Below are 25722 nucleotides of genomic sequence, written 5' to 3'. Positions count from 1 at the left end.
ACCATGAATGCAAAAGTCTGGCTGGTGGGTGCAGGTCCCGGTGATCCCGAACTGCTGACGCTCAAAGCGGTACGCGCATTGCGTGAAGCGCAGGTGGTGTTGATTGACGATCTGGTCAATGCCGCGGTGCTGGAGCATTGCCCCACCGCGCGAATCATTGCCGTGGGCAAGCGCGGCGGCTGTCGCTCGACGCCGCAGGCGTTCATCCACCGGCTGATGCTGCGTTATGCACGCCAAGGCAAATGCGTGGTGCGACTCAAGGGCGGAGACCCATGCATTTTCGGCCGTGGTGGTGAAGAGGCGCAGTGGTTGCGCGAGTGTGGGGTTGAGGTCGAACTGGTCAACGGGATTACCGCCGGACTCGCCGGCGCGACGCAATGCGATATTCCGCTGACGTTGCGCGGCGTGGCGCGCGGGGTGACGCTGGTGACCGCGCATACCCAGGACGACAGCCAGTTGAACTGGCAGGCGCTGGCGCAGGGCGGGACGACACTGGTGATTTACATGGGGGTGGCCAAGCTTGGCGAGATTCGCGATCAGCTATTGGCGGGCGGGATGGCGGCGGATACGCCGGTGGCGATGATCGAAAATGCCTCTCTGCCAGAACAGCGCGAGTGCCGCAGTGATTTGATGAGCATGAGTGACGACGCCTGCAGGTTTGGACTGAAGAGCCCGGCCATTCTGGTCATTGGCACTGTGGCCGCTGTTATAAAAAATCAAAGGATCGCAGCCTTCGGCAGCTCCTACAGGATGTGTGCGGATACTGTGTAGGAGCTGCCGCAGGCTGCGATCTTTAGACCTTCAAAGCCAAATCGCAGGCAAAGAAAAGCCCGGCCTGAGCCGGGCTTTTCTCGTAGCGGCAGCTAATTACTTAGCTTGAGCTTCAACCTGCGCTTCTACGCGACGGTTAACAGCGCGACCAGCTTCAGTTTTGTTGTCAGCAACTGGGCGGGATTCGCCGTAGCCGATCGACTGAACGCGGGACGATTCAACACCGTACTGGTTGGTCAGAACTTGCTTAACGGCGTTTGCACGACGCTCAGACAGTTTCTGGTTGTAAGCGTCAGGACCGACGGAGTCAGTGTGACCTTCAACAGTAGTGGTGGTGGATGGGTACTGCTTCATGAAGTCAGCCAGGTTTTTGATGTCGCCGTAGCTGTTAGGCTTGACTACCGACTTGTCGAAGTCGAATTTCACGTCCAGCTCAACACGAACAACTTCAGCAACTGCTGGGCAGCCATCAGCGTCAACAGTTACGTTGGCTGGGGTGTCCGGGCACTTGTCAACGTTGTCGCAAACGCCATCGTTGTCGCTGTCGGAGCAAACTTCAGCAGGTGCTGGAACTGGAGCAGCAGCTGGCTTGGAGCCGCCACCGAAGTTCACACCGATACCGACGCTAGGAGCCCACTCGGTGTCGCCCTGGTCGATGTTGTACTGAGCTTCAACGCCGGCACGGGCGTAGAAGTTCTCGGTGAAGTACAGCTTGGCACCGCCGCCAATGTTGGCGAAGGTGGAACGGTTACGACCGTTCGAACCGTTCTGGTCGATGCTCTGGTCAGAGAAACCGGCCGAAACGTATGGACGAAGCATGTCGCCTGGGTTGTTGAAGTGGTACAGAGCGTCCAGAGCGGTGTTAGCGCCTTTGACGTTCTTGCCATCGTCGGCACGTACGTTGTGCACTTCATCGTAGCCCAGACGCAGTTCAACGTCGTCGGTCAGGAAGTAACCGATCGAACCGCCGAACAGGTTGCCGTTGTTCTTGAAGTTACGAGCGCTGTCGAATTGTTCTTTCTTAGCGAAGCCTTCGATTTCAACTGCGCCTTGGCCTTGTGCCAGAGCGCCGAACGAAGTGGCGGCAATCAGAGAACCAATGGCCAAGCCCAAGGTGTTTTTCAGTTTCATCCGTTAAATCCCCATCTGGTGATTGTGAAGCAGTCCCGCAAACCGGGGGACAACTCGGCGGCAAGTCTATCAGAACTTGCCTACACGTAAGAGATATTTGCGCTGAACTAAGTTTCAGCAATGCCTGCAAATTTCTCACGCAATTTATCTAGAGCGCGTTTGTAACGCATTTTTGTCGCACTCAAACCCATGTGCATGATGTCTGCGATCTCCTGAAACTCCAGCTCTGCGACAAATCGTAGCACCAGAATTTCGCGGTCAATCGGATTCACATACACCAGCCAGCGATCAAGCCCACCCTTCTCCTCCGGCTTCGGCGCCTTTTCTTCAGACGCTTCTTCAAGAGGGTCCAGACTGAGAGCGTCCATCAAGCGACGCTTACGCCGTTCCTTCCGATACTGCGTGATGCATTCGTTATACGTGATGCTGTAGAGCCAGGTTTTGAACTTCGATTTCCCCTCGAAGTTCTTCAGGCCGTACAACACCTTAAGCATCACTTCCTGACAGACATCGTCTGCGTCGCGATCGTTCCCAAGATATCTCGCACAAACGTTAAATAATGTTCGCTGGTAACGCCGCATCAGCTCTTCATAGGCGCGCGTCACGTGAAACAGCTCGGTATGCGCGCGCGCGACCAACTCCTCATCAGAGAGCTCACGGGGGTCATAGCGCGTGGATAGCGTTTGGGCTTTATTCAAAACAAGTCGTGCCGACAGTCAGGTCAATGTCCGCCGCACCCCTCTCAGGGCATTTTGCGGCGGCATACATTAGCAGGGTTTGCCGGGTTAGCGGCTACTCACATGCTGTTCCAGCAGGATCCGATTGGAGAGTGAGACTAGCTCACCCTCATCGGTCAGCACTGTGGTTTTAACCGTGCCGATCTCTTCGATCTGGCCTTCGACCTCGCCAACACGCACTTGTTGCCCAACCTGATACAACTCACGCACATAGATTCCCGCAAGAATCTGACCGGCAATTTCCCGGCTTCCCAAACCCATGGCCAGCGCAACAGCCAGACCAACGGTAATCAATACGATGACAATCACATGGTTCAGCAGGTCAGTCTTGACCTCGAGCTGGCTGATCGCGACCGAGATGCTGATGATGATCACCAGCCCCTGGGCGATTCGGCCCAAACCCGAAGCGTAGTCCAGCCCTACGCCTTCCGCCGCCCCGCGCACCAGCCCGTTGGCCAATTGCGCGAGCAAAACACCGACCAGCAGCACCAGCGCGGCACCGAAAACTTTCGGCAAATACAGCGCCAACATGTCCAGCGTAGCTGAAACTCGCTCAAGTCCAAGGGACTCTGCTGCAGAAACCAGGAAAATCAGCAGAACGAACCAATAAACGATTTTACCGATCAAGGTCGAGATCGGCACCTGCAGGCCGGCCCGCGACATCAACTTGGTCAGCCCGGTGCCGCCCATCAGGCGGTCAAGGCCCAGTTTGGCCAGCAGTTTGGACAGCAAGGTATCGAGCAGCTTGGCCACCACGAAACCCAACAGCAGCACCACCAGTGCGCCGAACAGGTTCGGGATGAAATTGGCGACTTTGGTCCACAACGCAGTCATTGCCGTGACGAGGCTCTGAGTCCAGAGATCAAGTTCCATATTCAATCAGCCTTATCAGCAGTGCGTGCAGTGGTTTTACGAAGACGGGAAACCGGCGAGACGTGGGCCGATCCGTTATTCAGGGCGATCATCAGCGCGGGCAGCCAGCGGCCCAGCAGGCTGAACAGATCACCGGCGCCGACCTGGCGGTTGGCGGTTTTGAGTACGCGGCCCAGGCAGGCATCGTCGTCGCGGCTGGACGGCGAGGCGTTGAGCATGTCGCGCAAAGACTGTTCAAACGGATCGTGCATACGCACCTCTCGTGATGTCTGTGAAAGACGCGGGCAAATTTGGTCGGGTCACATGTCGCATCTTCATACCCAGCGCAAACGACGGAATAACCACCATTGACCGAAGGCCATGGCCAGCACCGTCAGACAGGCAATCAGGAAACCATAAGGGCTGCTGGCGAACGGAATGCCGCCCACATTGATGCCCAACAGGCCGGTGAGAAAACTCATCGGCAAAAAGATGCAGGTGATGATGCCGAAGCGGTACATCGTGCGATTCATGCGCACGTTCAAACGCCGGTCTTCAGCCTCCAGCACAAGCCCCATGCGCTCTCGGGTCAATTCCAGCTCCTCGAGATAGCGCGTCAGGCTGTTGTTCAATTCGTTCCAGTAGTCGGCGTCATCGTCGACAAACCACGGCAGTTTTATCCGTGTCAGTTGTCCGAAAATATCCCGCTGCGGTGCCAGAAAACGCTTCAGTCCGGCCGCCCGGCGGCGGATGTGCAGAATCGAGCCATGTTCGGGGGTATACCGTTCGTCGGCATCCAGTTTTTCTTCCTCTTCATCGACCAGTTCCGACAGGCACGTGACCAGATCCTGCACCTTGTTGGTGAGGAATTGCGCCAGATACAGGATCAGTTCAGAAGAGGTTTTCGGGCCTTTGCCTTCGCTCAGCAGCGCCAACAGTTCATCGGTGGCACGCAGCGGACGCAAGCGCAGGGAGATGACCCGTTGCGCCGAAGCGAAAATCCGCACCGAGACCATGTCTTCCGGCTCGGCACCGGGATTCAGATTGACCCCGCGCAGGAACAGCAACAGCTCGGCATCCGGCAACGGCAACAGGCGCGGCCGGGTATTTTCTTCCAGCAGCAGGTCGCAGGCAAATTCATTCAGGCCGCTGGATTTGCGCAGCCAGGTCTGGGTTTGCGGATGGCTGCGATCCCAATGCAACCACAGGCTCTCATGGGCCTGCAGCTGCAGATCGTCGAGCTCAGTCCGGGCAATCGAACGCGCACCGCCTTTACCGTCCAGCACCAGGGCATGCACCAGCCCCCACTGCGCGTTTTCTTCCTCGAACATCCGCATCCCTTTGTCGAAAAGCTTATTCAGGCATCTGCAGCGGACTTGGCGAAACGATCACACCGTTGTTGTCCGCATAGATGTATTGGCCCGGGTGGAACGTCACGCCGGCGAAAGTCACCGGTACGTTGAGGTCACCGATGCCGCGTTTTTCGGTCTTCATCGGATGGCTGGCCAACGCCTGAACGCCGAGATCGGTCTGGGCAATAACGTCGACGTCACGGATGCAACCGTAGATGACCATCCCTTCCCAGCCGTTTTTCGCGGCTTTCTCGGCGATCATGTCGCCCAGTAGCGCGCGACGCAGCGAACCGCCGCCATCGACCACCAGCACCTTGCCGTTACCCTTGAGTTCGGCTTGCTCTTTGACCAGCGAGTTATCTTCGAAACATTTGATGGTCACGATTTCGCCGCCGAAGGAATCACGGCCGCCGAAATTGCTGAACATCGGTTCCAGCACCTGCACCAGCTCCGGATAGGCGTCGCACAGGTCAGGCGTGAGGTAATGGTTCATCGAAAAACTCCTGTAAAAAGGAAGACGATCTAGGATGTCGCACTCTTTTGAAACGAGTCCCGGCGGTCGCTGTTTACCTTAGTTCATGCAATGGTCGCTGAACGAACCTGAACAAACGCTGAAACGTAATAGCTAAACAGCCACCTAATATGACCAGAATCGCACAATGCGTCATATCTTAGCCGCAAGCCGACCCGAACGAAATGCCCTTTTCAGAGCCCCGGGCTCAGACCGCAGCGGCAAGATCGGGCTTGCCGCCGAGCAACGGCGTCTGCTGATCGTTCAGCCAGCGCGCCACCAGCGGCCAGACCTCGGCCTGCGCAGCTTTGCTCACCAGCATCTCGACATGCCCGAAGTTGTCGCTGAAGCCCTGCTCGCGTCCCAGATTGATGAACTGCTTGTGCTCGGAGCCGATCTGCTCGAACAGTTTGCGGCAGGCCCACGCCGGATCCTGATGATCGCCCGACGCCGTCACGGCCAATACTGGCAGCTGAACCTCGGCAAGCCCTGCCCACCAATCCTTGTCCTTGTCGCCAAACCGCCCGAACAAGCCATACCAGCGCATGCTTTCCAGCGCCAGCCCGATCGGCTCGTCTTCCGGGCCGCGCTTGAGGCGTGAGCCGGACAATTGCGCGAAACGCTTGAGAATGAAGCGCCCGCTCCACTCCACCGGTGGGATCTTCAGCGGCCAGTACGTGCGACTGACCTGCGTGCCGAAAAACGCCGCGGAAGCCACGGCTGGCTCGCCAAGGTATTCGCCACCCAGCGCCGCCGCCAGGGTAATGCCGCCCAGCGAATGGCCGATCCAGTGTGGCACCTGCCCGCTCTGCTCGCGCACGAACGCGGCAATCGCCGGCAGATCGTACCGGGCGTAGTCGGCCACACGGTTGCGCCGGTAGTCCTCATTGCGCTGCGACAGGCCATGACCGCGCATCTCCGGGATCCACACGTCGAAGCCCAGGCGCGTCAGGTACGCGCCCAGCCCGAGGCATTTGGGGGAAAACCAGAAACGCCGGTTGGAAAAGCTGCCGTGCAGCAAAATCACCGGCACGCCGCGTGGTGTCGTGTTGTCGGCCATACCCAGGCGGGTCACGGCGATTTCCACGGACCAGTCGGGACTGTTGCCGGGTTTGAGTCGATACACGTCTTCGCTCAGATCACCGCGACGTTCGGCGCTGATCAGGGCGACAGGAAACAGGTTGCTGCTGCTTTGCATAATGCTCTTGCACAAAAAAGGGCGGCATCCGGAGAGCCCGCCCTACTTCAATCTCAAAGCCCCCGACCTTTGTGGGAGCGGGCTTGCTCGCGAAAGCGGTGTATCAGCCAACATTTGTGGCGGATCTTATTCCGTCTTCGCGAGCAAGCCCGCTCCCACAGAGGAGGATGGCCGTTCACATACTGATTACGCCTGCGCCTGACCTTCAGCAAGGAAGAACCAGGTTTCCAGCACGGAGTCCGGGTTCAGCGACACGCTTTCGATGCCCTGCTCCATCAGCCATTTGGCCAGATCCGGGTGGTCCGAAGGGCCCTGACCGCAGATGCCGATGTACTTGCCGGCCTTGTTGCACGCGGCAATCGCGTTGGCCAGCAGCTTCTTCACCGCCGGATTACGCTCGTCGAACAGGTGCGCGATGATCCCGGAGTCACGGTCCAGGCCCAGGGTCAACTGGGTCAGGTCGTTGGAACCGATCGAGAAGCCGTCGAAGAATTCGAGGAATTCTTCGGCGAGAATCGCGTTGGATGGCAGTTCGCACATCATGATCACGCGCAGGCCGTTGTCGCCACGGGCCAGGCCGTTTTCGGCGAGCAGATCGACCACTTGGCTGGCTTCGCCGAGGGTACGGACGAACGGCACCATGATTTCAACGTTGGTCAGGCCCATCTCGTTGCGCACACGCTTCAGCGCGCGGCATTCGAGTTCGAAGCAGTCACGGAACGATTCGCTGATGTAACGCGAAGCGCCACGGAAGCCGAGCATCGGGTTTTCTTCTTCCGGCTCGTACAGCTTGCCGCCGATGAGGTTGGCGTATTCGTTGGACTTGAAGTCCGACAGACGCACGATGACCTTCTTCGGCCAGAACGCTGCAGCGAGGGTGCTGATGCCTTCCACCAGTTTTTCGACGTAGAAGCCGACCGGATCATTGTAACCGGCGATGCGCTTGTCGACGCTGTCCTTGATTTCCTGCGGCAGGCCGTCGTAGTTCAACAGCGCTTTCGGGTGTACGCCGATCATGCGGTTGATGATGAATTCCAGACGGGCCAGGCCGACACCGGCGTTCGGCAGCTGCGCGAAGTCGAAGGCGCGGTCCGGGTTGCCGACGTTCATCATGATCTTGAACGGCAGCTCCGGCATGGCGTCCACGGAGTTCTTCTTGACGTCGAAGCCCAGTTCGCCTTCAAAGATGTAACCGGTGTCGCCTTCGGCGCAGGACACGGTCACGCCCTGGCCATCTTTCAGCAGTTGGGTGGCGTTGCCGCAACCCACGACCGCTGGAATCCCCAATTCACGGGCGATGATCGCCGCGTGGCAGGTACGGCCACCACGGTTGGTGACGATGGCGCTGGCGCGCTTCATCACCGGTTCCCAGTCCGGGTCGGTCATGTCGGAGACCAGTACGTCGCCGGCCTGGACTTTGTCCATTTCCGAGACGTCTTTGATGATCCGCACTTTACCGGCGCCGATGCGCTGGCCGATGGCACGACCTTCCACCAGCACGGTGCCGGTTTCTTTCAACAGGTAACGTTCCATGACGTTGGCCTGGGTGCGGCTCTTCACGGTTTCCGGACGGGCCTGCACGATGTACAGCTTGCCGTCGTCGCCGTCCTTGGCCCACTCGATATCCATCGGGCAGCCGTAGTGCTTCTCGATGATCATCGCCTGCTTGGCCAGCTCGCTGACTTCGGCGTCGGTCAGGCAGAAGCGCGCGCGTTCGGCCTTGTCGACATCGACAGTCTTCACCGAACGACCGGCCTTGGCCTCGTCGCCATAGATCATCTTGATGGCTTTGCTGCCCAGGTTGCGGCGCAGGATTGCCGGACGACCAGCGTCCAGGGTGCCTTTGTGTACGTAGAATTCATCCGGGTTGACCGCGCCTTGTACGACGGTTTCGCCCAGACCGTAGGCGCCGGTGATGAACACCACGTCACGGAAACCGGATTCGGTATCGAGGGTGAACATCACGCCGGCGGTACCGGTTTCCGAACGCACCATGCGCTGCACGCCGGCCGACAGGGCGACCAGTTTGTGGTCGAAGCCCTGGTGCACGCGGTAGGAAATCGCCCGGTCGTTGAACAGCGAAGCGAATACTTCTTTGGCGGCGCGGATAACGTTTTCCACACCACGGATGTTCAGGAAGGTTTCCTGCTGGCCGGCGAACGAAGCATCCGGCAAGTCTTCGGCGGTGGCGGAAGAACGCACGGCCACGGCCACGTCAGGGTTACCGGCCGACAGCGTGGCGAACGCGGTGCGGATCTCGGCATTGAGTTTTTCAGGGAATTCGGCGTCCATGATCCATTGACGGATCTGCGCACCGGTCTTGGCCAGTGCGTTGACATCATCGACGTCCAGGGCGTCGAGAGCCTTGTGGATCTGGTCGTTGAGGCCGCTCAGCTCGAGGAAATCACGATAGGCCTGAGCCGTCGTGGCGAAGCCGCCGGGGACCGAAACACCGGCGCCTGCCAGGTTACTGATCATCTCGCCCAGGGATGCGTTCTTGCCCCCCACATGCTCAACATCGTGTTTGCCGAGCTTATCGAGGGAAACTACGTACTCTACCAAGGTGATCTCTCCACTAACTGTGTTGGAAAAGCTCAGAAACCGGCGGCTCGGGGGAGCGTTGGCCGGCTGTATGGCCTGGACCTGGAAAATAAGTGAGAATGCGGGCCAATGGCGGCCGGCAAATCGCGCCTATCATATCCAAGAATGCTCATTAGCTTAAGGCCCAAGGTGCAAATGAAACGATCTGCTTTCTTTATCTCCGATGGCACCGGCATTACCGCCGAAACCCTGGGTCAAAGCCTTCTGGCGCAGTTCGAAAACATTACCTTCACCAAGCTCACGCGGCCGTATATCGACAACGCGGACAAAGCGCGGGCCATGGTACAACAAATCAACAAAGCCGCTGAAACCGACGGCTTCCGCCCGATCATCTTCGACACCATCGTCAATCAGGACATCCGTGAGATTCTCGCAACGTCCAATGGTTTCATGATCGACATTTTCTCGACCTTCCTCGCCCCGCTCGAACAGGAACTGACCGAGCATTCTTCCTACACCGTCGGCAAGTCCCACTCGATCGGGCACAACTCCAATTACATGGAGCGCATCGAGGCGGTGAACTTCGCCCTCGACAACGATGACGGCGCGCGCACCCACTATTACGACAAGGCCGATCTGATACTAGTGGGCGTGTCGCGTTGTGGTAAGACGCCGACGTGTCTGTACATGGCGATGCAGTTCGGCATCCGCGCGGCCAACTACCCGCTGACCGAAGACGACATGGAGCGCCTGACCCTGCCGACCGCCCTGCGCGCCCATCAGCACAAGCTGTTCGGCCTGACCATCGACCCCGATCGCCTCACCGCAATCCGCAACGAGCGCAAGCCCAACAGCCGCTATTCGAGCTACGCCCAGTGCGAATTCGAAGTGCGCGAAGTGGAAAACCTGTTCCGCCGCGAGAACATCCCGCACATCAACTCCACGCATTTTTCGGTGGAAGAGATTTCGGCGAAGATTCTGGTGGAGAAAGGCGTCGAGCGGCGTTTCAAATAAATTCGTGGTGTCTGATCCGACGCCTTCGCGAGCAAGCCCGCTCCCACAAGGTTTTGTGCCTGGCACAACATGCATGAACACTCTGAAACCCTGTGGGAGCGGGCTTGCTCGCGAAGGCGGCGGCACCTCCAGCATTGATGTTGTCTGACACACTGCTATGGCGAGCAGGCTCATGCCTGCATTTGGCCTTCAGCGCTTGCTTTGTCAGATGACAAACAGGTCAATGAAACGATTCACGGGAGTCGCCTCAAGCTGCACCTGATCCTTGCACAACGCGAAGATCTCGCGACTACGCTGCCCGGTGAATCGTGTCAGCAGATTGGCCTTGAACTTGTCCTCCAGCAATGGAATGCCTTCAACCCGGCGGCGCCGATGGCCGATCGGGTATTCGACCACCACGTTCTCGGTGCTCGAACCATCCTTGAAAAACACCTGCACCGCGTTGGCAATCGAACGCTTGTCGGCCTCCAGGTATTCGCGGGTGAAACGCGGGTCTTCAACGATGACCATCTTCTCGCGCAGCACATCGATGATCGGGTGCGCGGCATGGAAGTCGTCCTCGTACTGTTCGGCTATCAGATTGCCGAACGCCAGCGGGACGGCTGTCATGTACTGAATGCAGTGGTCGCGGTCGGCAGCGTTGGCCAGCGGCCCGACCTTGGAAATGATGCGAATCGCCGACTCGTGGGTGGTGATGACGATGCGATCGATTTCATGCAGTCGATTGCGCACCAACGGATGCAAGGTCACCGCCGCTTCGCAGGCCGTCTGCGCATGAAACTCGGCGGGAAAGCTGATCTTGAACAGCACGTTTTCCATCACGTAACTGCCGTAGGGCCGCGAGAAGCTGAAGGCGCGCTTTCCCTCGGGTTTTAGCGCCAGATCGTTGTTGGTGTGGCTGAACGACACGTCGTAGAAGCCCCACTGTTTGGCCGTCAACACTCCGGGAATACCCATCTCGCCACGCAGGGCGATGTCGGCCAGACGAACACCGCGACTGGTCGCATCCCCCGCCGCCCAGGACTTGCGCGACCCGGCGTTCGGCGCATGGCGATAGGTGCGCAGCGCCTGACCATCGGCGAAGGCATGGGACAACGCCGACAGCAGTTGCTCGCGATTGGCACCCATCAGTTTGGCAGTGACCGCAGTCGAGGCGACTTTCACCAGCAGAACATGGTCGAGGCCGACGCGGTTGAAGGAGTTTTCCAGGGCGATCACACCTTGAATCTCGTGGGCCATGATCATCGCTTCGAGCACGTCGCGCATTGTCAGCGGTGCCTCGCCGTTGGCGATACGCTTCTGCGACAGATGATCGGCCACCGCGAGAATACCGCCGAGGTTGTCCGACGGATGCCCCCACTCGGCGGCGAGCCAGGTGTCGTTGTAATCCAGCCAGCGCACGATACAGCCGATATCCCACGCGGCTTTCACCGGGTCGAGACGATAGGACGTGCCGGGGACCCGAGCGCCGAACGGCACGACGGTGCCCTCGACGATTGGGCCAAGATGCTTTGTGCACTCGGGGAAGCGCAGCGCCAGCAGGCCACAGCCGAGGGTATCCATCAGGCAGTTGCGGGCGGTGTCGAGGGCTTCGGCAGATTCGATCTCGTAGGTGAGGACGTGATCGGCGATGTCCTGCAGGACACGGTCGTAGTCGGGGCGGTTGTTCAGGTCGACGTTGGCGCTCATGTTCGATTCACTCTGGCAGTGGTTCGTTGATGGGACCTCGGTTCAGGCGGATTTTCTTATATTTGAAATGCAATCCCCTGTGGGAGCGGGCTTGCTCGCGAAGGCGGTGTGTCAGCCAGCGAAAATGTCGACTGACACTACGCCTTCGCGAGCAAGCCCGCTCCCACAGTGTTGTTCGGTGTTGGGTCAGAAGGAGTCGCCGGGGATGCGCACGTAGCCTTCCATCAACACCCGCGCACTGCGGCTCATGATGGCTTTCCTCACCACCCACTCATCGTTTTCCAGGCTGGCTTCGGCGCCCACGCGCAAGGTTCCGGAAGGATGGCCGAAGCGCACAGCGTTGCGCTCGACACCGCCTGCTGCGAGATTCACCAGAGTCCCGGAAATCGCCGCCGCCGTGCCAATCGCCACCGCCGCCGTGCCCATCATCGCGTGGTGCAATTTGCCCATCGATAGCGCGCGTACCAGCAAATCCACATCGCCGGCAGCAATCGCCTTGCCGCTGGACGCCACATAATCCGCAGGTCTGGCGACGAACGCGACTTTCGGCGTGTGCTGTCGCTTGGCCGCTTCGTCCAGATTGGAAATCAGACCCATGCGCAATGCACCGTAGGCGCGGATGGTTTCGAACATCTGCAACGCTTTCGGGTCGCTGTTGATCGCGCCTTGCAGCTCGGTTCCGATGTAGCCGATGTCTGCGGCGTTGACGAAAATCGTCGGGATCCCGGCGTTGATCATGGTCGCCTGGAACGTGCCGACACCCGGCACCTCCAGCTCATCAATCAGGTTGCCGGTGGGGAACATCGAACCGCCGCCGCCCTCTTCTTCCGCCGCCGGATCGATGAATTCGACCTGCACTTCGGCGGCCGGAAAGGTCACGCCGTCGAGTTCGAAATCACCGGTTTCCTGCACTTCGCCGTTGGTGATCGGCACGTGGGCGATGATGGTCTTGCCGATGTTGGCCTGCCACACGCGCACCACCGCGACACCGTTGTGCGGAATGCGGCTGGCCTCCACCAGACCGTTGCTGATGGCGAATGAACCGACCGCTGCCGAGAGGTTGCCGCAGTTGCCGCTCCAGTCGACGAACGGCTTGTCGATGGAGACCTGACCGAACAGGTAATCGACGTCGTGATCAGCCTTGATGCTTTTCGACAGGATCACGGTTTTGCTGGTGCTCGAGGTGGCGCCGCCCATGCCGTCGATCTGCTTGTCGTACGGGTCGGGGCTGCCGATCACTCGCAGCAGCAAGGCATCGCGGGCCGGGCCGGGAATCTGCGCGGCTTCGGGCAGATCCTTGAGGCTGAAGAACACGCCTTTGCTGGTGCCGCCGCGCATGTAGGTGGCGGGGATTTTGATTTGTGGTGCGTGAGCCATATTGCTCCTTACCGAAAGCATGGGACTTAAAATCCCATGCCCGCATCAGTTGATTTAAACGGCAACCGCCGACTCTTCAAGGAAGTCCTGAGCAAAGCGTTGCAACACGCCGCCGGCCTCGTAGATCGACACTTCTTCAGCAGTATCCAGACGGCAGGTCACCGGCACATCAACCCGCTCGCCGTTCTGGCGATGGATCACCAGCGTCAGGTCCGCGCGCGGTTTGCGCTCGCCGATCACGTCGTAGGTTTCGCTGCCGTCGATGGCCAGCGTGTGACGGTCCGTGCCCAGCTTGAACTCCAGCGGCAATACGCCCATGCCCACCAGGTTGGTGCGGTGGATGCGCTCGAAACCTTCGGCGACGATCGCTTCGACACCTGCCAGACGCACGCCCTTCGCCGCCCAGTCGCGGGACGAACCCTGACCGTAGTCGGCACCGGCAATGATGATCAACGGCTGCTTGCGCTCCATGTAGGTTTCGATGGCTTCCCACATGCGCATGACTTTGCCTTCCGGCTCGACGCGGGCCAGCGAACCCTGTTTGACCTTGCCGTTTTCCTGAACCATCTCGTTGAACAGCTTCGGGTTGGCGAAGGTCGCGCGCTGCGCGGTCAGGTGGTCGCCGCGGTGCGTGGCGTACGAGTTGAAGTCCTCTTCCGGCAGGCCCATTTTCGCCAGATATTCGCCGGCGGCGCTATCGAGCATGATCGCGTTGGAGGGCGACAGGTGATCGGTGGTGATGTTGTCCGGCAGCACCGCCAGCGGGCGCATGCCCTTCAGCGGACGGGCGCCGGCCAGTGCGCCTTCCCAGTACGGCGGACGGCGGATGTAAGTGCTCATCTCGCGCCAGTCGTACAGCGGCGTGACTTTCGGGCCGGTGTCTTCGTGGATGGCGAACATCGGAATGTAGACCTGCCGGAACTGCTCCGGCTTGACCGAAGACTTCACCACCGCGTCGATTTCTTCATCGCTCGGCCAGATGTCTTTCAGGCGGATTTCCTTGCCGTCGACCACACCCAACACATCTTTCTCGATGTCGAAACGAATGGTCCCGGCGATGGCGTAAGCGACCACCAGCGGCGGCGACGCGAGGAACGCCTGTTTGGCGTACGGGTGGATGCGGCCGTCGAAGTTGCGGTTGCCGGAGAGCACGGCAGTCGCATACAGATCGCGGTCGATGATCTCTTGCTGGATCACCGGATCGAGGGCGCCGGACATGCCGTTGCAGGTGGTGCAGGCAAACGCGACGACGCCGAAACCGAGTTGCTCCAGCTCCGTGGTCAGCCCCGCTTCGTCAAGGTACAGCGCCACGGTTTTCGAACCCGGCGCCAGCGAGGATTTGACCCACGGCTTGCGGGTCAGGCCAAGCTTGTTGGCATTGCGCGCCAAGAGGCCGGCGGCGATCACGTTGCGCGGGTTGCTGGTGTTGGTGCAACTGGTGATGGCGGCAATGATCACTGCGCCGTCAGGCATTTGCCCCGGCACATCATCCCACTGCCCGGAGATGCCTTTGGCCGCCAGATCCGCTACCGCGACACGGGCGTGCGGGTTGCTCGGGCCGGCCATGTTGCGCACCACCGACGACAGATCGAAGCTCAGGCCACGCTCGTATTGCGCGCCTTTCAGGCTGTCGGCCCACAGGCCGTTGAGTTTGGCGTACTGCTCGACCAGTTGCACTTGCTGGTCTTCGCGACCGGTGAGTTTCAGGTAGTCGATGGTCTGCTGGTCGATGTAGAACATCGCAGCGGTGGCGCCGTATTCCGGGGCCATGTTGGAGATGGTCGCGCGGTCGCCGAGGGTCAGCGCCGAAGCACCTTCGCCGAAGAACTCCAGCCAGGCGCCGACGACTTTCTGTTTGCGCAAGTATTCGGTCAGTGCCAGCACCATGTCGGTGGCGGTGATGCCCGGTTGCAGCTTGCCGGTCAGTTCGACGCCGACGCTTTCCGGCAGGCGCATCCACGAGGCGCGGCCGAGCATCACGCTCTCGGCTTCGAGACCGCCAACGCCGATGGCGATCACGCCCAGCGCATCGACGTGCGGGGTGTGGCTGTCGGTGCCGACGCAGGTATCAGGGAATGCCACGCCGTCGCGCACCTGGATCACCGGAGACATTTTCTCCAGGTTGATCTGGTGCATGATGCCGTTGCCCGGAGGGATCACGTCGACGTTCTTGAAGGCCTTTTTGGTCCAGTTGATGAAGTGGAAACGGTCTTCGTTGCGCCGGTCTTCGATGGCGCGGTTCTTCTCGAACGCCTGCTTGTCGAAACCGCCCGCTTCCACCGCCAGCGAGTGGTCGACGATCAGTTGCGTCGGCACCACCGGGTTGACCTGCGCCGGGTCACCGCCCTGCTGGGCAATCGCGTCACGCAGGCCTGCAAGGTCGACCAGCGCGGTCTGGCCGAGAATGTCGTGGCACACCACACGCGCCGGGAACCACGGGAAGTCGAGGTCGCGTTTGCGTTCGATCAGTTGCTTGAGGGAATCGGTGAGCGTGGCCGGGTCGCAGCGACGCACGAGGTTTTCCGCCAGCACGCGGGAGGTGTACGGCAGGGTGTCATAGCTGCCGGGCTGAATCGCTTCGACCGCCGCACGGACGTCGAAATAATCCAGGGAACTGCCGGGCAGGTTTTTGCGGAATTCTGTGTTCATCGGGTCAGGACTCGGGTCACGGTAGTTTCAAAGGGTGGGTCAGACACCGGCACTGAAGTGGACTCGGTCAATTGTGGGAGGGGGCTTGCTCCCGAATGCAGAGTGTCATTCAACGGATTTGTCGACTGATACACCGCATTCGCGAACAAGCCCGCTCCCACATTGGCTCCCGGTTTATCCAGTTACCCGTGTGGCAGGCCCACCATTCAGCGACGTTCGATTGGCACGAACTTGCGCTGTTCGACGCCGACGTACTCGGCGCTTGGACGGATGATGCGGTTGTTGGCGCGCTGTTCGAACACGTGCGCGGCCCAGCCGGTCAGGCGCGAGCAGACGAAGATCGGCGTGAACAGCTTGGTCGGGATGCCCATGAAGTGGTACGCCGAGGCATGGTAGAAGTCGGCGTTGGGGAACAGCTTTTTCTGCTCCCACATGGTCTTGTCGATGGCTTCGGAAACCGCGAACAACACCTTGTCACCGACTTCGTCGGCAAGTTTTTTCGACCAGCCCTTGATCACCTCGTTGCGCGGATCGCTGTCCTTATAGATCGCGTGGCCGAAGCCCATGATCTTGTCCTTGCGCTCGAGCATGCCGAGGGTGCCTTTGATCGCCTCTTGCGGCGACGAGAAGCGCTCGATCATTTCCATTGCCGCCTCGTTGGCGCCACCATGCAGCGGGCCACGCAACGAACCGATCGCTGCGGTGACGCAGGAATACAGGTCGGACAGGGTCGATGCGCAAACGCGAGCGGTGAAAGTCGAGGCGTTGAATTCGTGTTCGGCGTAGAGGATCAGCGACACGTTCATCACTTTGACGTGCAGTTCGCTCGGCTTCTTGTCGTGCAACAAGTGCAGGAAGTGGCCGCCGATCGATGGCTCGTCGCTGACGCAGTTGATGCGTTTGCCGTCGTGGCTGAAGCGATACCAGTAGCACATGATCGCCGGGAACGCGGCGAGCAGGCGGTCGGTCTTGTCGCGCTGTTCGGAGAAGTCTTTCTCCGGCTCGATGTTGCCGAGGAACGAGCAACCGGTGCGCATCACGTCCATCGGGTGGGCGTCGGCGGGGATGCGTTCGAGCACTTCTTTCAGTGCTTGCGGCAGGTCGCGCAGCTTGCTCAGCTTTTGCTGGTAAGCGTCGAGTTGTGCCTGGGTCGGCAGTTCGCCGTACAGCAACAGGTACGCCGCCTCTTCGAACTGCGCGTCTGCCGCCAGTTCACGCACGTCGTAACCGCGATAAGTCAGCCCGGCACCGGCCTGGCCCACGGTGGACAGAGCGGTTTGCCCGGCAACCTGGCCACGGAGCCCGGCGCCACTGAGTACTTTTGCTTCGGCCATTGCTGTCTCCAATTTTCTTGAATTTGTAGGGGAAACGTGTGGGAGCGGGCTGGCTCGCTCCCACAGGGGATCTTGTTCAGCCTTTCTTCTGTGCAAACAACGCATCGAGCTTCTGCTCGAAGGTGTGGTAGTCGATGCGATCGTAAAGCTCCATGCGCGTCTGCATGGTGTCGATGACGTTCTGCTGGGTGCCGTCGCGGCGGATCGCGGTGTAGACGTTTTCCGCTGCCTTGTTCATCGCGCGGAACGCCGACAGCGGGTACAGCACCAGCGACACATCCGCCCCCGCAAGCTGCTCGGTGGTGTACAGCGGCGTCGCGCCGAACTCGGTGATGTTGGCGAGGATCGGCGCCTTCACCCGGTTGGCGAACAGCTTGTACATCTCAAGCTCGGTGATGGCTTCCGGGAAGATCATGTCGGCGCCGGCCTCGATGCACGCGGCGGCGCGATCAAGCGCTGATTCCAGACCTTCCACCGCCAGCGCGTCAGTCCGCGCCATGATCACGAAGCTGTCGTCGGTACGGGCATCGACTGCGGCCTTGATCCGGTCGACCATTTCCTGCTGGCTGACGATTTCCTTGTTCGGACGATGGCCGCAGCGCTTGGCGCCGACCTGATCCTCGATGTGAATCGCCGCCGCGCCAAACTTGATCATCGACTTTACAGTGCGCGCCACGTTGAACGCCGACGAACCGAAACCGGTGTCGACGTCCACCAGCAACGGCAGGTCGCAAACGTCGGTGATGCGCCGCACGTCAGTCAGCACATCATCCAGGCCGGTGATGCCCAGGTCCGGCACGCCGAGCGAGCCTGCGGCCACCCCGCCACCGGACAGGTAGATCGCCTTGAAACCGGCACGCTTGGCCAGCAGCGCGTGGTTGGCGTTGATCGCGCCGACCACCTGCAAGGGATGCTCGCTGGCGACCGCATCGCGGAAACGCTGGCCTGGAGTGTTGTGCTTGGAACTCATGACTCACCTCGTTCAGTGGCTGTCTTATTGTCGGCGCCGTCCTGGTAGTGACGGGCGATGTTGCGTTTCGAGGCGCCGATGTGACGGCGCATCAACAATTCCGCGAGCTCGCCGTCACGGTCGGCGATGGCATCGAGAATCCGGTGGTGTTCGGCGAAGGCCTGGCGTGGCCGGTTGGGCGTGGTGGAAAACTGGATGCGGTACATGCGCACCAGTTGATACAGCTCGCCGCAGAGCATCTGGGTCAGGGTGCGGTTGCCGCTGCCCTGGATGATCCGGTAGTGAAAGTCGAAATCGCCTTCCTGCTGGTAATAGCCGACGCCAGCCTGGAACGCCGCGTCGCGCTCATGGGTTTCCAGCACCCGGCGCAGTTCGTCGATTTCTTCAACGCTCATGCGCTCGGCCGCCAGACGGCAAGCCATGCCTTCGAGGGATTCGCGGATTTCGTAGAGCTCGAGCAATTCGGCATGGCTGAGCGACACCACCCGCGCGCCGACATGCGGTACGCGCACCAGCAGCCGTTGGCCTTCGAGCCGATGAATGGCTTCGCGCAGCGGCCCGCGGCTGATGCCGTAGGTGCGCGCCAGCTCTGGCTCGGAGATCTTGCTGCCCGGGGCGATCTCACCTTTGACGATGGCCGCCTGAATGCGCCGGAAGACGTTTTCCGAGAGCGTCTCGGAATCGTCGCCGCTGATGACCGGGGGATCGAGTTGATCCAGCATGATTGTCGACACCTTTAAATCCAATGCGGCAAAAACTAGCCAATTAACCCGCACCAGTCAAAGGATAAATAGACATTGTCGACAATCGTCTAATAACCCGAAAGGATCGCAGCCTTCGGCAGCTCCTACAGGGTGTACGCGAATCCAGTGCAGGAGCTGCCGCAGGCTGCGATCTTTTGATCTTTTATAGACAGGCCCCAGCGCTGGCGCCATAAACCCACCGTGCTAGAATGCCGCCCGCATTTGCTGGCCATTTGTACGGCTTGTCATAAAAAGCTGATAGGCACACGAAGGGACTTGCGCAAGTTTTGCCAGGAACCTGAACCGAAAACGGAACGCTGCGCACCAGGATTTATGAGACTCAAGCCCTTCCCCACATTTTTTGCTCTGTTTTGCCTGCCCGGCCTCGCCGCGGCGGGGGAAAAAACCGTGTACGGCCTCAACGAATATGCATCGCTTGACGGCATCAATCTGGAAGTCGCGGCCAAACTCGACACCGGCGCCAAAACCGCCTCGCTGAGTGCCCGCGACATCAAACGCTTCAAACGCAATGGTGAGTCCTGGGTGCGTTTCTACCTGGCAATCGACGCCGCGCATTCACACCCGATCGAACGACCGCTGGCCCGGGTCAGCAAGATCAAGCGCCGTGCCGGCGACTACGACCCGGAAGAAGGTAAAAAGTACACCGCGCGCCCGGTGATCGAACTGGATATCTGCATGGGTTCGGCATTGCGCAGCATCGAAGTGAACCTGACCGACCGTAGTGCGTTCCAATACCCGCTTTTGATCGGCTCCGAAGCGCTGAAACGCTTCGACGCGCTGGTCGACCCCAGTCTTAAATACGCTGCCGGCAAACCCGCCTGCACCATCGCCGCTCATACCGCCGAGTAATTTCCATGCGTTCTCTAACCTTCCACCTGAAAATCCTGATCACCATTCTGGTGCTCCTGGGCGTTTCGGTTACGGCCTATCAGATTTTCGTGCTCGGCATCCCGGTGACCGAAGACGCCACCGACGACCTGTGGAACATCGACGCCAAAGTCGAGTTCGTCGCCAGCACCAAGGACCCGGTGAAAGTCCAGATGTTCGTGCCGCCCCTGAGCCGCGATTACGTCAGCCTCAACGAAAGCTTTATCTCCAATAACTACGGTGTGGCGGTCAACCGCGTCGACGGCAACCGCAAGGTCACCTGGTCCGCGCGCCGGGCCAAGGGCAACCAGACCCTTTATTACCGTCTGGTGCTGACCAAGCGCTACACCGCGGAAAAATCCAAGATCAAAGGCCCGACCTTCCGCGACAGCATCGCCATCGAAGGCCCGGAAAAGATCGCCGCCGAAGCCCTGCTCGCGCCGATCCGCCAGCACTCGGCCGACGTCGAAACCTTCATCGGCGAAGCGATCAAACGCGTCAACAACGCCAACGATGACAACGTCAAACTGCTGCTGGCCGGCGACCCGTCGACGCCGCACAAGGCGAAGATCGTCGAACTGCTGCTGTCCATCGCTCACGTGCCGGTAGAAAAAGTCCACACCATCCGCCTCGTCGCCGATCAGCCGCAAACCCCGGAACTGTGGCTGCGCAGTTTCAATGGCAACGACTGGCTGTACTTCAACCCGGAAACCGGCGAGCAAGGCCTGCCGACCGACCGCCTGCTGTGGTGGACCGGTGATGAAAACCTGATCACCATCGAGGGCGCGAAGAAAGCCAACGTGACCTTCAGCCTGAACAACAGCGAGATGAACGCGATTCGTCTGGCCAAGCTGACCGACGAAAACACCGACGCCAACTTCCTCGAATACTCGCTCTACGGCCTGCCGCTGCAGACCCAGCAGACCTTCATGATCATGGTGATGATCCCGATCGGCGTGCTGGTGATCCTGATCCTGCGCAACCTGATCGGCCTGCAGACCCTCGGCACCTTTACCCCGGTGCTGATCGCCCTGGCCTTCCGCGAAACGCAACTGGGCTTCGGCATCCTGCTGTTTACCGTGATCACCGCGCTGGGCCTGTCATTACGCTCGTATCTGGAACATCTGAAGCTGCAAATGCTGCCGCGCCTTTCGGTAGTGTTGACCTTCGTGGTGGTGCTGATTGCCGCCATCAGTCTGTTCAGCCACAAGCTTGGCCTGGAGCGCGGTTTGTCGGTGGCGCTGTTCCCGATGGTGATTCTGACCATGACCATCGAACGCCTGTCGATCACTTGGGAAGAACGCGGTGCCAGCCATGCCATGAAAGTGGCGATCGGTACGCTGTTCGCGGCGTCCCTGGCGCACCTGATCATGACCGTGCCGGAGCTGGTGTACTTCGTGTTCACTTTCCCGGCGATCCTGCTGATTCTGGTTGGCTTCATGCTGGCGATGGGTCGCTATCGCGGCTACCGCCTGACGGAACTGGTGCGCTTCAAGGCTTTCCTGAAGAAGGCTGACGCCTGATGTTCGGTTTCTGGAAGACCTGGAAGGCTCTGGAGGCGCGGGGCATCATGGGCATCAATCGGCGTAACGCCGACTACGTGCTCAAGTACAACAAGCGCAGCCTGTACCCGATCGTCGATGACAAGATCATCACCAAGGAGCGCGCGATCGAGGCCGGCATTCATGTGCCGGAGCTGTACGGCGTGATCTCCACGGAGAAGGAAATCGACAAGCTCGACGCGATCATCGGCGGGCGCAACGACTTCGTGATCAAACCGGCCCAGGGCGCCGGCGGTGACGGCATCATCGTCATCGCCGACCGCTTCGAGGGCCGCTACCGTACGGTCTCGGGCAAGATCCTCGCCCACGAAGAGCTGGAGCACCACATTTCCAGCATCCTCACGGGCCTGTATTCGCTGGGCGGTCACCGCGACCGCGCGCTGATCGAATACCGGGTGACCCCCGACCAGATCTTCAAAAGCATCAGCTACGAAGGCGTGCCGGACATCCGCATCATCGTGCTGATGGGCTACCCGGTAATGGCCATGTTGCGCCTGCCGACCCGTCAGTCCGGCGGCAAGGCCAACCTGCACCAGGGTGCCATCGGCGTCGGTGTCGACCTCGCCACCGGCCTGACCCTGCGCGGCACCTGGCTGAACAACATCATCACCAAACACCCCGACACCACCAACGCGGTGGACGGCGTGCAACTGCCCTACTGGGACGGTTTCATGAAGCTCGCCGCCGGCTGCTACGAGCTGTGCGGCCTGGGTTACATCGGTGTGGACATGGTGCTCGACCAGGAGAAAGGCCCGCTGATTCTCGAGCTGAACGCGCGGCCGGGGCTGAATATCCAGATTGCCAACGATTGCGGGCTGACCCTGCGTACGCATGCGGTCGAGGCGCATCTGGAAGAGCTGAAGGCACGCGGGGTGACGGAGTCGGTCGAGGAACGGGTGGCGTTTACTCAGGAAATGTTTGGGCATATTCCGGCGGTTGAGGGCTGATCCAGCACTGAGGCGCGGCTATCGCGAGCAGGCTCACTCCTACAGGGGAACGCATTCCAAATTGTAGGAGTGAGCCTGCTCGCGATAGCGGACTTACCGCCACTACAAGACTCAACCCTGCCCCCAATCTGCTCATCCCCGACATCCCCTCTAGGAGCAACTCCCGCAGAGGACTACAATCCCCACCCCGCCTCAATGGCCGATCTGCCCCGCCCATGTTGACCTGTTCCGTACACCCGCTGCCCTACCACGCCAACCCCGCCGATTACTTCGCGGCCATCCGCCATGCGCCCGGCGCTGTGCTGCTCGACAGCGGCCGGCCAAGTGCCGACCGTGGCCGTTATGACCTGCTCAGCGCCTGGCCGCTGGAACAGCTGGCGGTGTTGCCCGACGAAAGCGGCAGCGTTTTCCTGCAACGCCTGCGCAATAACCTGACCCGCCTGGGCGAAGCGCAGCTGCCTGGCGAATATGACCTGCCCTTCGCTGGCGGCCTGATCGGCTATCTGAGCTACGACTTCGGCCGACATCTCGAGAATCTGCCGAGCCAGGCCCGGGACGATTTGCAACTGCCCGACGCACGGTTCGGCCTCTACGATTGGGCGCTGATCAGCGATCACCAGACCGCCACCAGTCAATTGGTGTTTCACCCGTCGCTGGCCGACAGCGAGCGGCAACGGCTGATCGCGCTGTTTAGCCAACCGACTTCAGCGCCGCTGACGCCGTTCAAGCTGGACACGCCGATGACCGCAGATCTGTCGGCCGATGACTATCGCCAGGCGCTGGAACGCATTCATCAATACATCCAGGCCGGCGACTGCTATCAGGTCAACTTCGCCCAGCGTTTCCGCGCAACCTGTCAGGGCGATCCGTGGCTGGCCTATTGCGCGTTGCGCGAGGCCTGCCCGACACCGTTTTCCGGTTTCCAGAGCCTGCCCGACGGCGACGCGGTGCTGAGCCTGTCGCCGGAGCGCTTCGTCAAAGTCAGCCAGCGCCAGGTGGAAACCCGCCCGATCAAGGGCACCCGCCCCCGTGGCCTGACGCCTGCCGAAGACGCCGCCAACGCCGCCGAACTGCTGGCCAGCCCCAAGGATCGCGCGGAAAACCTGATGATCGTCGACCTGCTGCGCAACGACCTCGGCCGCACCTGCCGCATCGGCTCGGTGCGGGTGCCGGAGCTGTTCAGCCTGGAAAGCTATCCCAATGTGCATCACCTGGTCAGCAGCGTGACCGGTGAACTGGCGGATGACCGCGACGCCCTCGACCTGATCGCTGGCAGCTTCCCCGGTGGCTCGATCACCGGCGCACCGAAGATTCGCGCGATGCAGATCATCGACGAACTGGAGCCGACCCGGCGCGGGTTGTATTGCGGTTCGTTGCTGTACCTGGACGTACGCGGCGAGATGGACAGCTCCATCGCGATTCGCAGTCTGTTGGTCAAGGATGGGCAGGTGTGCTGCTGGGGTGGTGGCGGGATCGTGGCGGATTCGGACTGGCAGGCGGAGTATCAGGAGTCGATTACCAAAGTCAGAATCCTCCTCGAAACCCTGCAAAACCTATAACTTTTTGTGGCGAGGGAGCTTGCTCCCGCTGGAGTGCGAAGCGCTCCCCCAAAATCTTACGACTGCTGCGCAGCCGAGCGGGAGCAAGCTCCCTCGCCACAATGTTGTAATTACAAACTCAAATCCCGGTTCGAGGCCTTGAGGAATTCCTGCTTCAACTCGGCAAACGTATGCACCGCCGGAAACTGCGGGAACTCGCGAATCACGTTGTCCGGCGCATGGAACAGAATCCCCGCGTCCGCCTCGCCGAGCATGCTCGTGTCGTTATACGAATCCCCCGCCGCAATCACCCGGTAGTACAAGCTCTTGAACGCCAGCACCGACTGACGCTTGGGGTCTTTCTGACGCAATTGATAGCCGGTCACTCGCCCGCTGTCGTCGGTGATCAGGCGGTGGCAAAGCAAAGTCGGGAAGCCCAACTGCCGCATCAGCGGCTGGGAGAACTCGTAAAAGGTGTCCGAGAGAATAACCACCTGGAAGCGCTCACGCAGCCAGTCGACGAACTCCACCGCGCCGTCCAGCGGCTTGAGCGTGGCAATCACTTCCTGAATGTCCGAGAGCTTCAGGCCGTGCTCGTCGAGGATGCGCAGGCGCTGCTGCATCAACACGTCGTAATCGGGAATGTCCCGGGTGGTGGCCTTGAGGGATTCGATTCCGGTTTTTTCGGCGAAGGCGATCCAGATTTCCGGCACCAGTACCCCTTCAAGATCCAGGCAAGCAATTTCCACAAGACACTCCCGTTTGTAGTGATTATTGAGTCGAGCGAGCCCGAACTCTAGCGACTCCCCCGCCACCGCGCAACGCAGCGGGCGCCCCCTATCCCGCCGCTTTTTGTTAACATCGCCGCCATATAGAGCGCCCAGCGCCACCGACCTGTAGGAAGCCGCCCTGATGAGCCCAACGTTCGATGTCGTGGAACTCGCCACGACCTATGCCAACAAATCCGCCCAGGACATCCTGAAACTCGCGTTCGCCGAGTTCGGTGACGAGCTGTGGATCTCTTTCAGTGGTGCCGAGGATGTGGTGCTGGTGGACATGGCCTGGAAGCTGAACAAAAACGTCAAGGTGTTCAGCCTCGACACCGGCCGCCTGCACCCGGAGACCTATCGCTTCATCGATCAGGTGCGCGAGCACTACAAGATCGATATCGAACTGGTGTCGCCGGACTACACGAAACTCGAACCGTTCGTGAAGGAAAAAGGCTTGTTCAGCTTCTACAAGGACGGCCATGGCGAATGCTGCGGCATCCGCAAGATCGAACCGCTGCGCCGCAAACTGTCCGGCGTCAAAGCCTGGGCCACCGGCCAGCGCCGCGACCAGAGCCCGGGCACCCGCAGCGCCGTGGCGGTGCTGGAGATCGACACCGCGTTCTCCACGCCCGAGCGCACGCTGTACAAGTTCAACCCGCTGGCGCAGATGACCAGCGAAGAGATCTGGGGCTACATCCGCATGCTCGAACTGCCGTACAACAGCCTGCACGAGCGCGGCTTCATCAGCATCGGCTGCGAACCGTGCACCCGCCCGGTGCTGCCGAACCAGCACGAGCGCGAAGGCCGCTGGTGGTGGGAAGAAGCGACGCAGAAAGAGTGCGGGCTGCATGCGGGGAATATCATCAGCAAGGCGTAAATCTCGCCCCAATGATGTCCCCCCCTGTGGGAGCGGGCTTGCTCGCGAAAGCGGTCTGTCAGTCAGCGAATTGTTGACTGGGAAGACGCCTTCGCGAGCAAGCCCGCTCCCACATTTGCTTCGTGGCGCCATTAAAAATGTGTACACACGAATGTCACCATCGGTGCCATTTATGTGTGCACTTTTTGCTTTCACGCCCTGAAAAGTTACATCCCTGCTGAATTCCCTGCACTCTGCCACCTGCGCAAAATCCCTCGCAAAAAATAAATAC

Annotated in this window: 22 protein-coding genes; 7 read left to right on the top strand and 15 right to left on the bottom strand. The window is 60.2% G+C overall.

The window, feature by feature from the left end; genetic code table 11:
* The first annotated feature begins 3 nt into the window (after window positions 1-3).
* Window positions 4-771, top strand: a complete 768-nt coding sequence (gene cobA / locus AC1RBR_RS09150) for a uroporphyrinogen-III C-methyltransferase (RefSeq protein ID WP_492563934.1) — start codon at window positions 4-6, stop codon at window positions 769-771.
* A gap of 96 nt (window positions 772-867) precedes the next feature.
* On the opposite strand, the gene AC1RBR_RS09145 is transcribed toward cobA, so the two are convergent.
* The 8 genes from AC1RBR_RS09145 to ppsA all read right to left on the bottom strand — a co-directional run bounded on the left by AC1RBR_RS09145 (window position 868) and on the right by ppsA (window position 9114).
* Window positions 868-1902, bottom strand: a complete 1035-nt coding sequence (locus AC1RBR_RS09145) for an OmpA family protein (protein ID WP_095138642.1) — start codon at window positions 1900-1902, stop codon at window positions 868-870.
* Window positions 1903-2009: 107 nt separating this feature from the next.
* Complete coding sequence (sigX, locus tag AC1RBR_RS09140) at window positions 2010-2600, bottom strand: RNA polymerase sigma factor SigX (RefSeq protein ID WP_064116922.1); 591 nt, start codon at window positions 2598-2600, stop codon at window positions 2010-2012.
* Window positions 2601-2687: 87 nt separating this feature from the next.
* The gene (locus AC1RBR_RS09135; protein ID WP_095138641.1) at window positions 2688-3512 is read right to left on the bottom strand and encodes a mechanosensitive ion channel family protein; all 825 of its coding nucleotides are present in this window, start codon (window positions 3510-3512) and stop codon (window positions 2688-2690) included.
* A gap of 2 nt (window positions 3513-3514) precedes the next feature.
* Window positions 3515-3763 (bottom strand): hypothetical protein, encoded by a 249-nt coding sequence (locus tag AC1RBR_RS09130; RefSeq protein ID WP_003223293.1) that lies wholly within the window; start codon window positions 3761-3763, stop codon window positions 3515-3517.
* 63 nt (window positions 3764-3826) lie between these two features.
* Window positions 3827-4822, bottom strand: coding sequence for a zinc transporter ZntB (locus AC1RBR_RS09125; protein WP_095138639.1), 996 nt, complete (start codon window positions 4820-4822; stop codon window positions 3827-3829).
* Between the two features lie 22 nt (window positions 4823-4844).
* A complete protein-coding gene (gene rraA / locus AC1RBR_RS09120; protein WP_096797093.1) occupies window positions 4845-5336 on the bottom strand; it encodes a ribonuclease E activity regulator RraA in 492 nt (163 codons plus the stop codon).
* A gap of 226 nt (window positions 5337-5562) precedes the next feature.
* Window positions 5563-6552 (bottom strand): alpha/beta fold hydrolase, encoded by a 990-nt coding sequence (locus AC1RBR_RS09115; RefSeq protein ID WP_492563930.1) that lies wholly within the window; start codon window positions 6550-6552, stop codon window positions 5563-5565.
* Window positions 6553-6738: 186 nt separating this feature from the next.
* Complete coding sequence (ppsA, locus tag AC1RBR_RS09110) at window positions 6739-9114, bottom strand: phosphoenolpyruvate synthase (RefSeq protein WP_492563929.1); 2376 nt, start codon at window positions 9112-9114, stop codon at window positions 6739-6741.
* A 174-nt stretch (window positions 9115-9288) separates the two neighbouring features.
* On the opposite strand from ppsA, the gene ppsR reads away from it, so the two are divergent.
* A complete protein-coding gene (ppsR, locus tag AC1RBR_RS09105) occupies window positions 9289-10107 on the top strand; it encodes a posphoenolpyruvate synthetase regulatory kinase/phosphorylase PpsR (RefSeq protein ID WP_007960912.1) in 819 nt (272 codons plus the stop codon).
* 204 nt (window positions 10108-10311) lie between these two features.
* Here ppsR and prpD read toward each other — a convergent pair whose 3' ends face one another.
* The 6 genes from prpD to AC1RBR_RS09075 form a co-directional block, all read right to left on the bottom strand.
* Complete coding sequence (gene prpD / locus AC1RBR_RS09100) at window positions 10312-11796, bottom strand: 2-methylcitrate dehydratase (RefSeq protein ID WP_492563927.1); 1485 nt, start codon at window positions 11794-11796, stop codon at window positions 10312-10314.
* A 186-nt stretch (window positions 11797-11982) separates the two neighbouring features.
* On the bottom strand, window positions 11983-13173 hold the full coding sequence (gene prpF, locus AC1RBR_RS09095) for a 2-methylaconitate cis-trans isomerase PrpF (RefSeq protein ID WP_492563925.1): 1191 nt from the start codon (window positions 13171-13173) through the stop codon (window positions 11983-11985).
* Window positions 13174-13227: 54 nt separating this feature from the next.
* Complete coding sequence (gene acnD, locus AC1RBR_RS09090; protein WP_492563923.1) at window positions 13228-15822, bottom strand: Fe/S-dependent 2-methylisocitrate dehydratase AcnD; 2595 nt, start codon at window positions 15820-15822, stop codon at window positions 13228-13230.
* A gap of 206 nt (window positions 15823-16028) precedes the next feature.
* Complete coding sequence (prpC, locus tag AC1RBR_RS09085; protein ID WP_492563921.1) at window positions 16029-17156, bottom strand: bifunctional 2-methylcitrate synthase/citrate synthase; 1128 nt, start codon at window positions 17154-17156, stop codon at window positions 16029-16031.
* A gap of 76 nt (window positions 17157-17232) precedes the next feature.
* Window positions 17233-18126 (bottom strand): methylisocitrate lyase, encoded by an 894-nt coding sequence (gene prpB / locus AC1RBR_RS09080; protein WP_095138631.1) that lies wholly within the window; start codon window positions 18124-18126, stop codon window positions 17233-17235.
* A complete protein-coding gene (locus AC1RBR_RS09075; protein ID WP_169432611.1) occupies window positions 18123-18845 on the bottom strand; it encodes a GntR family transcriptional regulator in 723 nt (240 codons plus the stop codon). The genes prpB and AC1RBR_RS09075 overlap by 4 nt, the downstream gene beginning before the upstream one ends.
* A 357-nt stretch (window positions 18846-19202) precedes the next feature.
* Between AC1RBR_RS09075 and rloA the strand changes: the two genes are divergently transcribed.
* From rloA to pabB, 4 genes are all read left to right on the top strand, one after another.
* Window positions 19203-19739 carry a retropepsin-like aspartic peptidase RloA gene (gene rloA, locus AC1RBR_RS09070; RefSeq protein ID WP_007916436.1) on the top strand — a complete coding sequence of 179 codons (537 nt, stop codon included), beginning with the start codon at window positions 19203-19205 and terminating at the stop codon, window positions 19737-19739.
* A gap of 5 nt (window positions 19740-19744) precedes the next feature.
* Window positions 19745-21280 (top strand): osmotic stress tolerance membrane protein RloB, encoded by a 1536-nt coding sequence (gene rloB / locus AC1RBR_RS09065; RefSeq protein ID WP_007960894.1) that lies wholly within the window; start codon window positions 19745-19747, stop codon window positions 21278-21280.
* Window positions 21280-22266 carry an alpha-L-glutamate ligase-like protein gene (locus AC1RBR_RS09060; RefSeq protein WP_204896382.1) on the top strand — a complete coding sequence of 329 codons (987 nt, stop codon included), beginning with the start codon at window positions 21280-21282 and terminating at the stop codon, window positions 22264-22266. The genes rloB and AC1RBR_RS09060 overlap by 1 nt, the downstream gene beginning before the upstream one ends.
* Before the next feature lie 215 nt (window positions 22267-22481).
* On the top strand, window positions 22482-23825 hold the full coding sequence (gene pabB / locus AC1RBR_RS09055) for an aminodeoxychorismate synthase component I (protein ID WP_492563918.1): 1344 nt from the start codon (window positions 22482-22484) through the stop codon (window positions 23823-23825).
* A 110-nt stretch (window positions 23826-23935) separates the two neighbouring features.
* Here pabB and thrH read toward each other — a convergent pair whose 3' ends face one another.
* Window positions 23936-24553 (bottom strand): bifunctional phosphoserine phosphatase/homoserine phosphotransferase ThrH, encoded by a 618-nt coding sequence (gene thrH, locus AC1RBR_RS09050; RefSeq protein WP_480404907.1) that lies wholly within the window; start codon window positions 24551-24553, stop codon window positions 23936-23938.
* Window positions 24554-24716: 163 nt separating this feature from the next.
* On the opposite strand from thrH, the gene AC1RBR_RS09045 reads away from it, so the two are divergent.
* Window positions 24717-25451 (top strand): phosphoadenylyl-sulfate reductase, encoded by a 735-nt coding sequence (locus AC1RBR_RS09045; protein WP_003223260.1) that lies wholly within the window; start codon window positions 24717-24719, stop codon window positions 25449-25451.
* Window positions 25452-25722 lie beyond the last annotated feature (271 nt).

This window comes from Pseudomonas sp. GW823-FHT01D03 (assembly GCF_058798255.1).
This window is presented reverse-complemented; position numbering and strand designations above follow the sequence as displayed.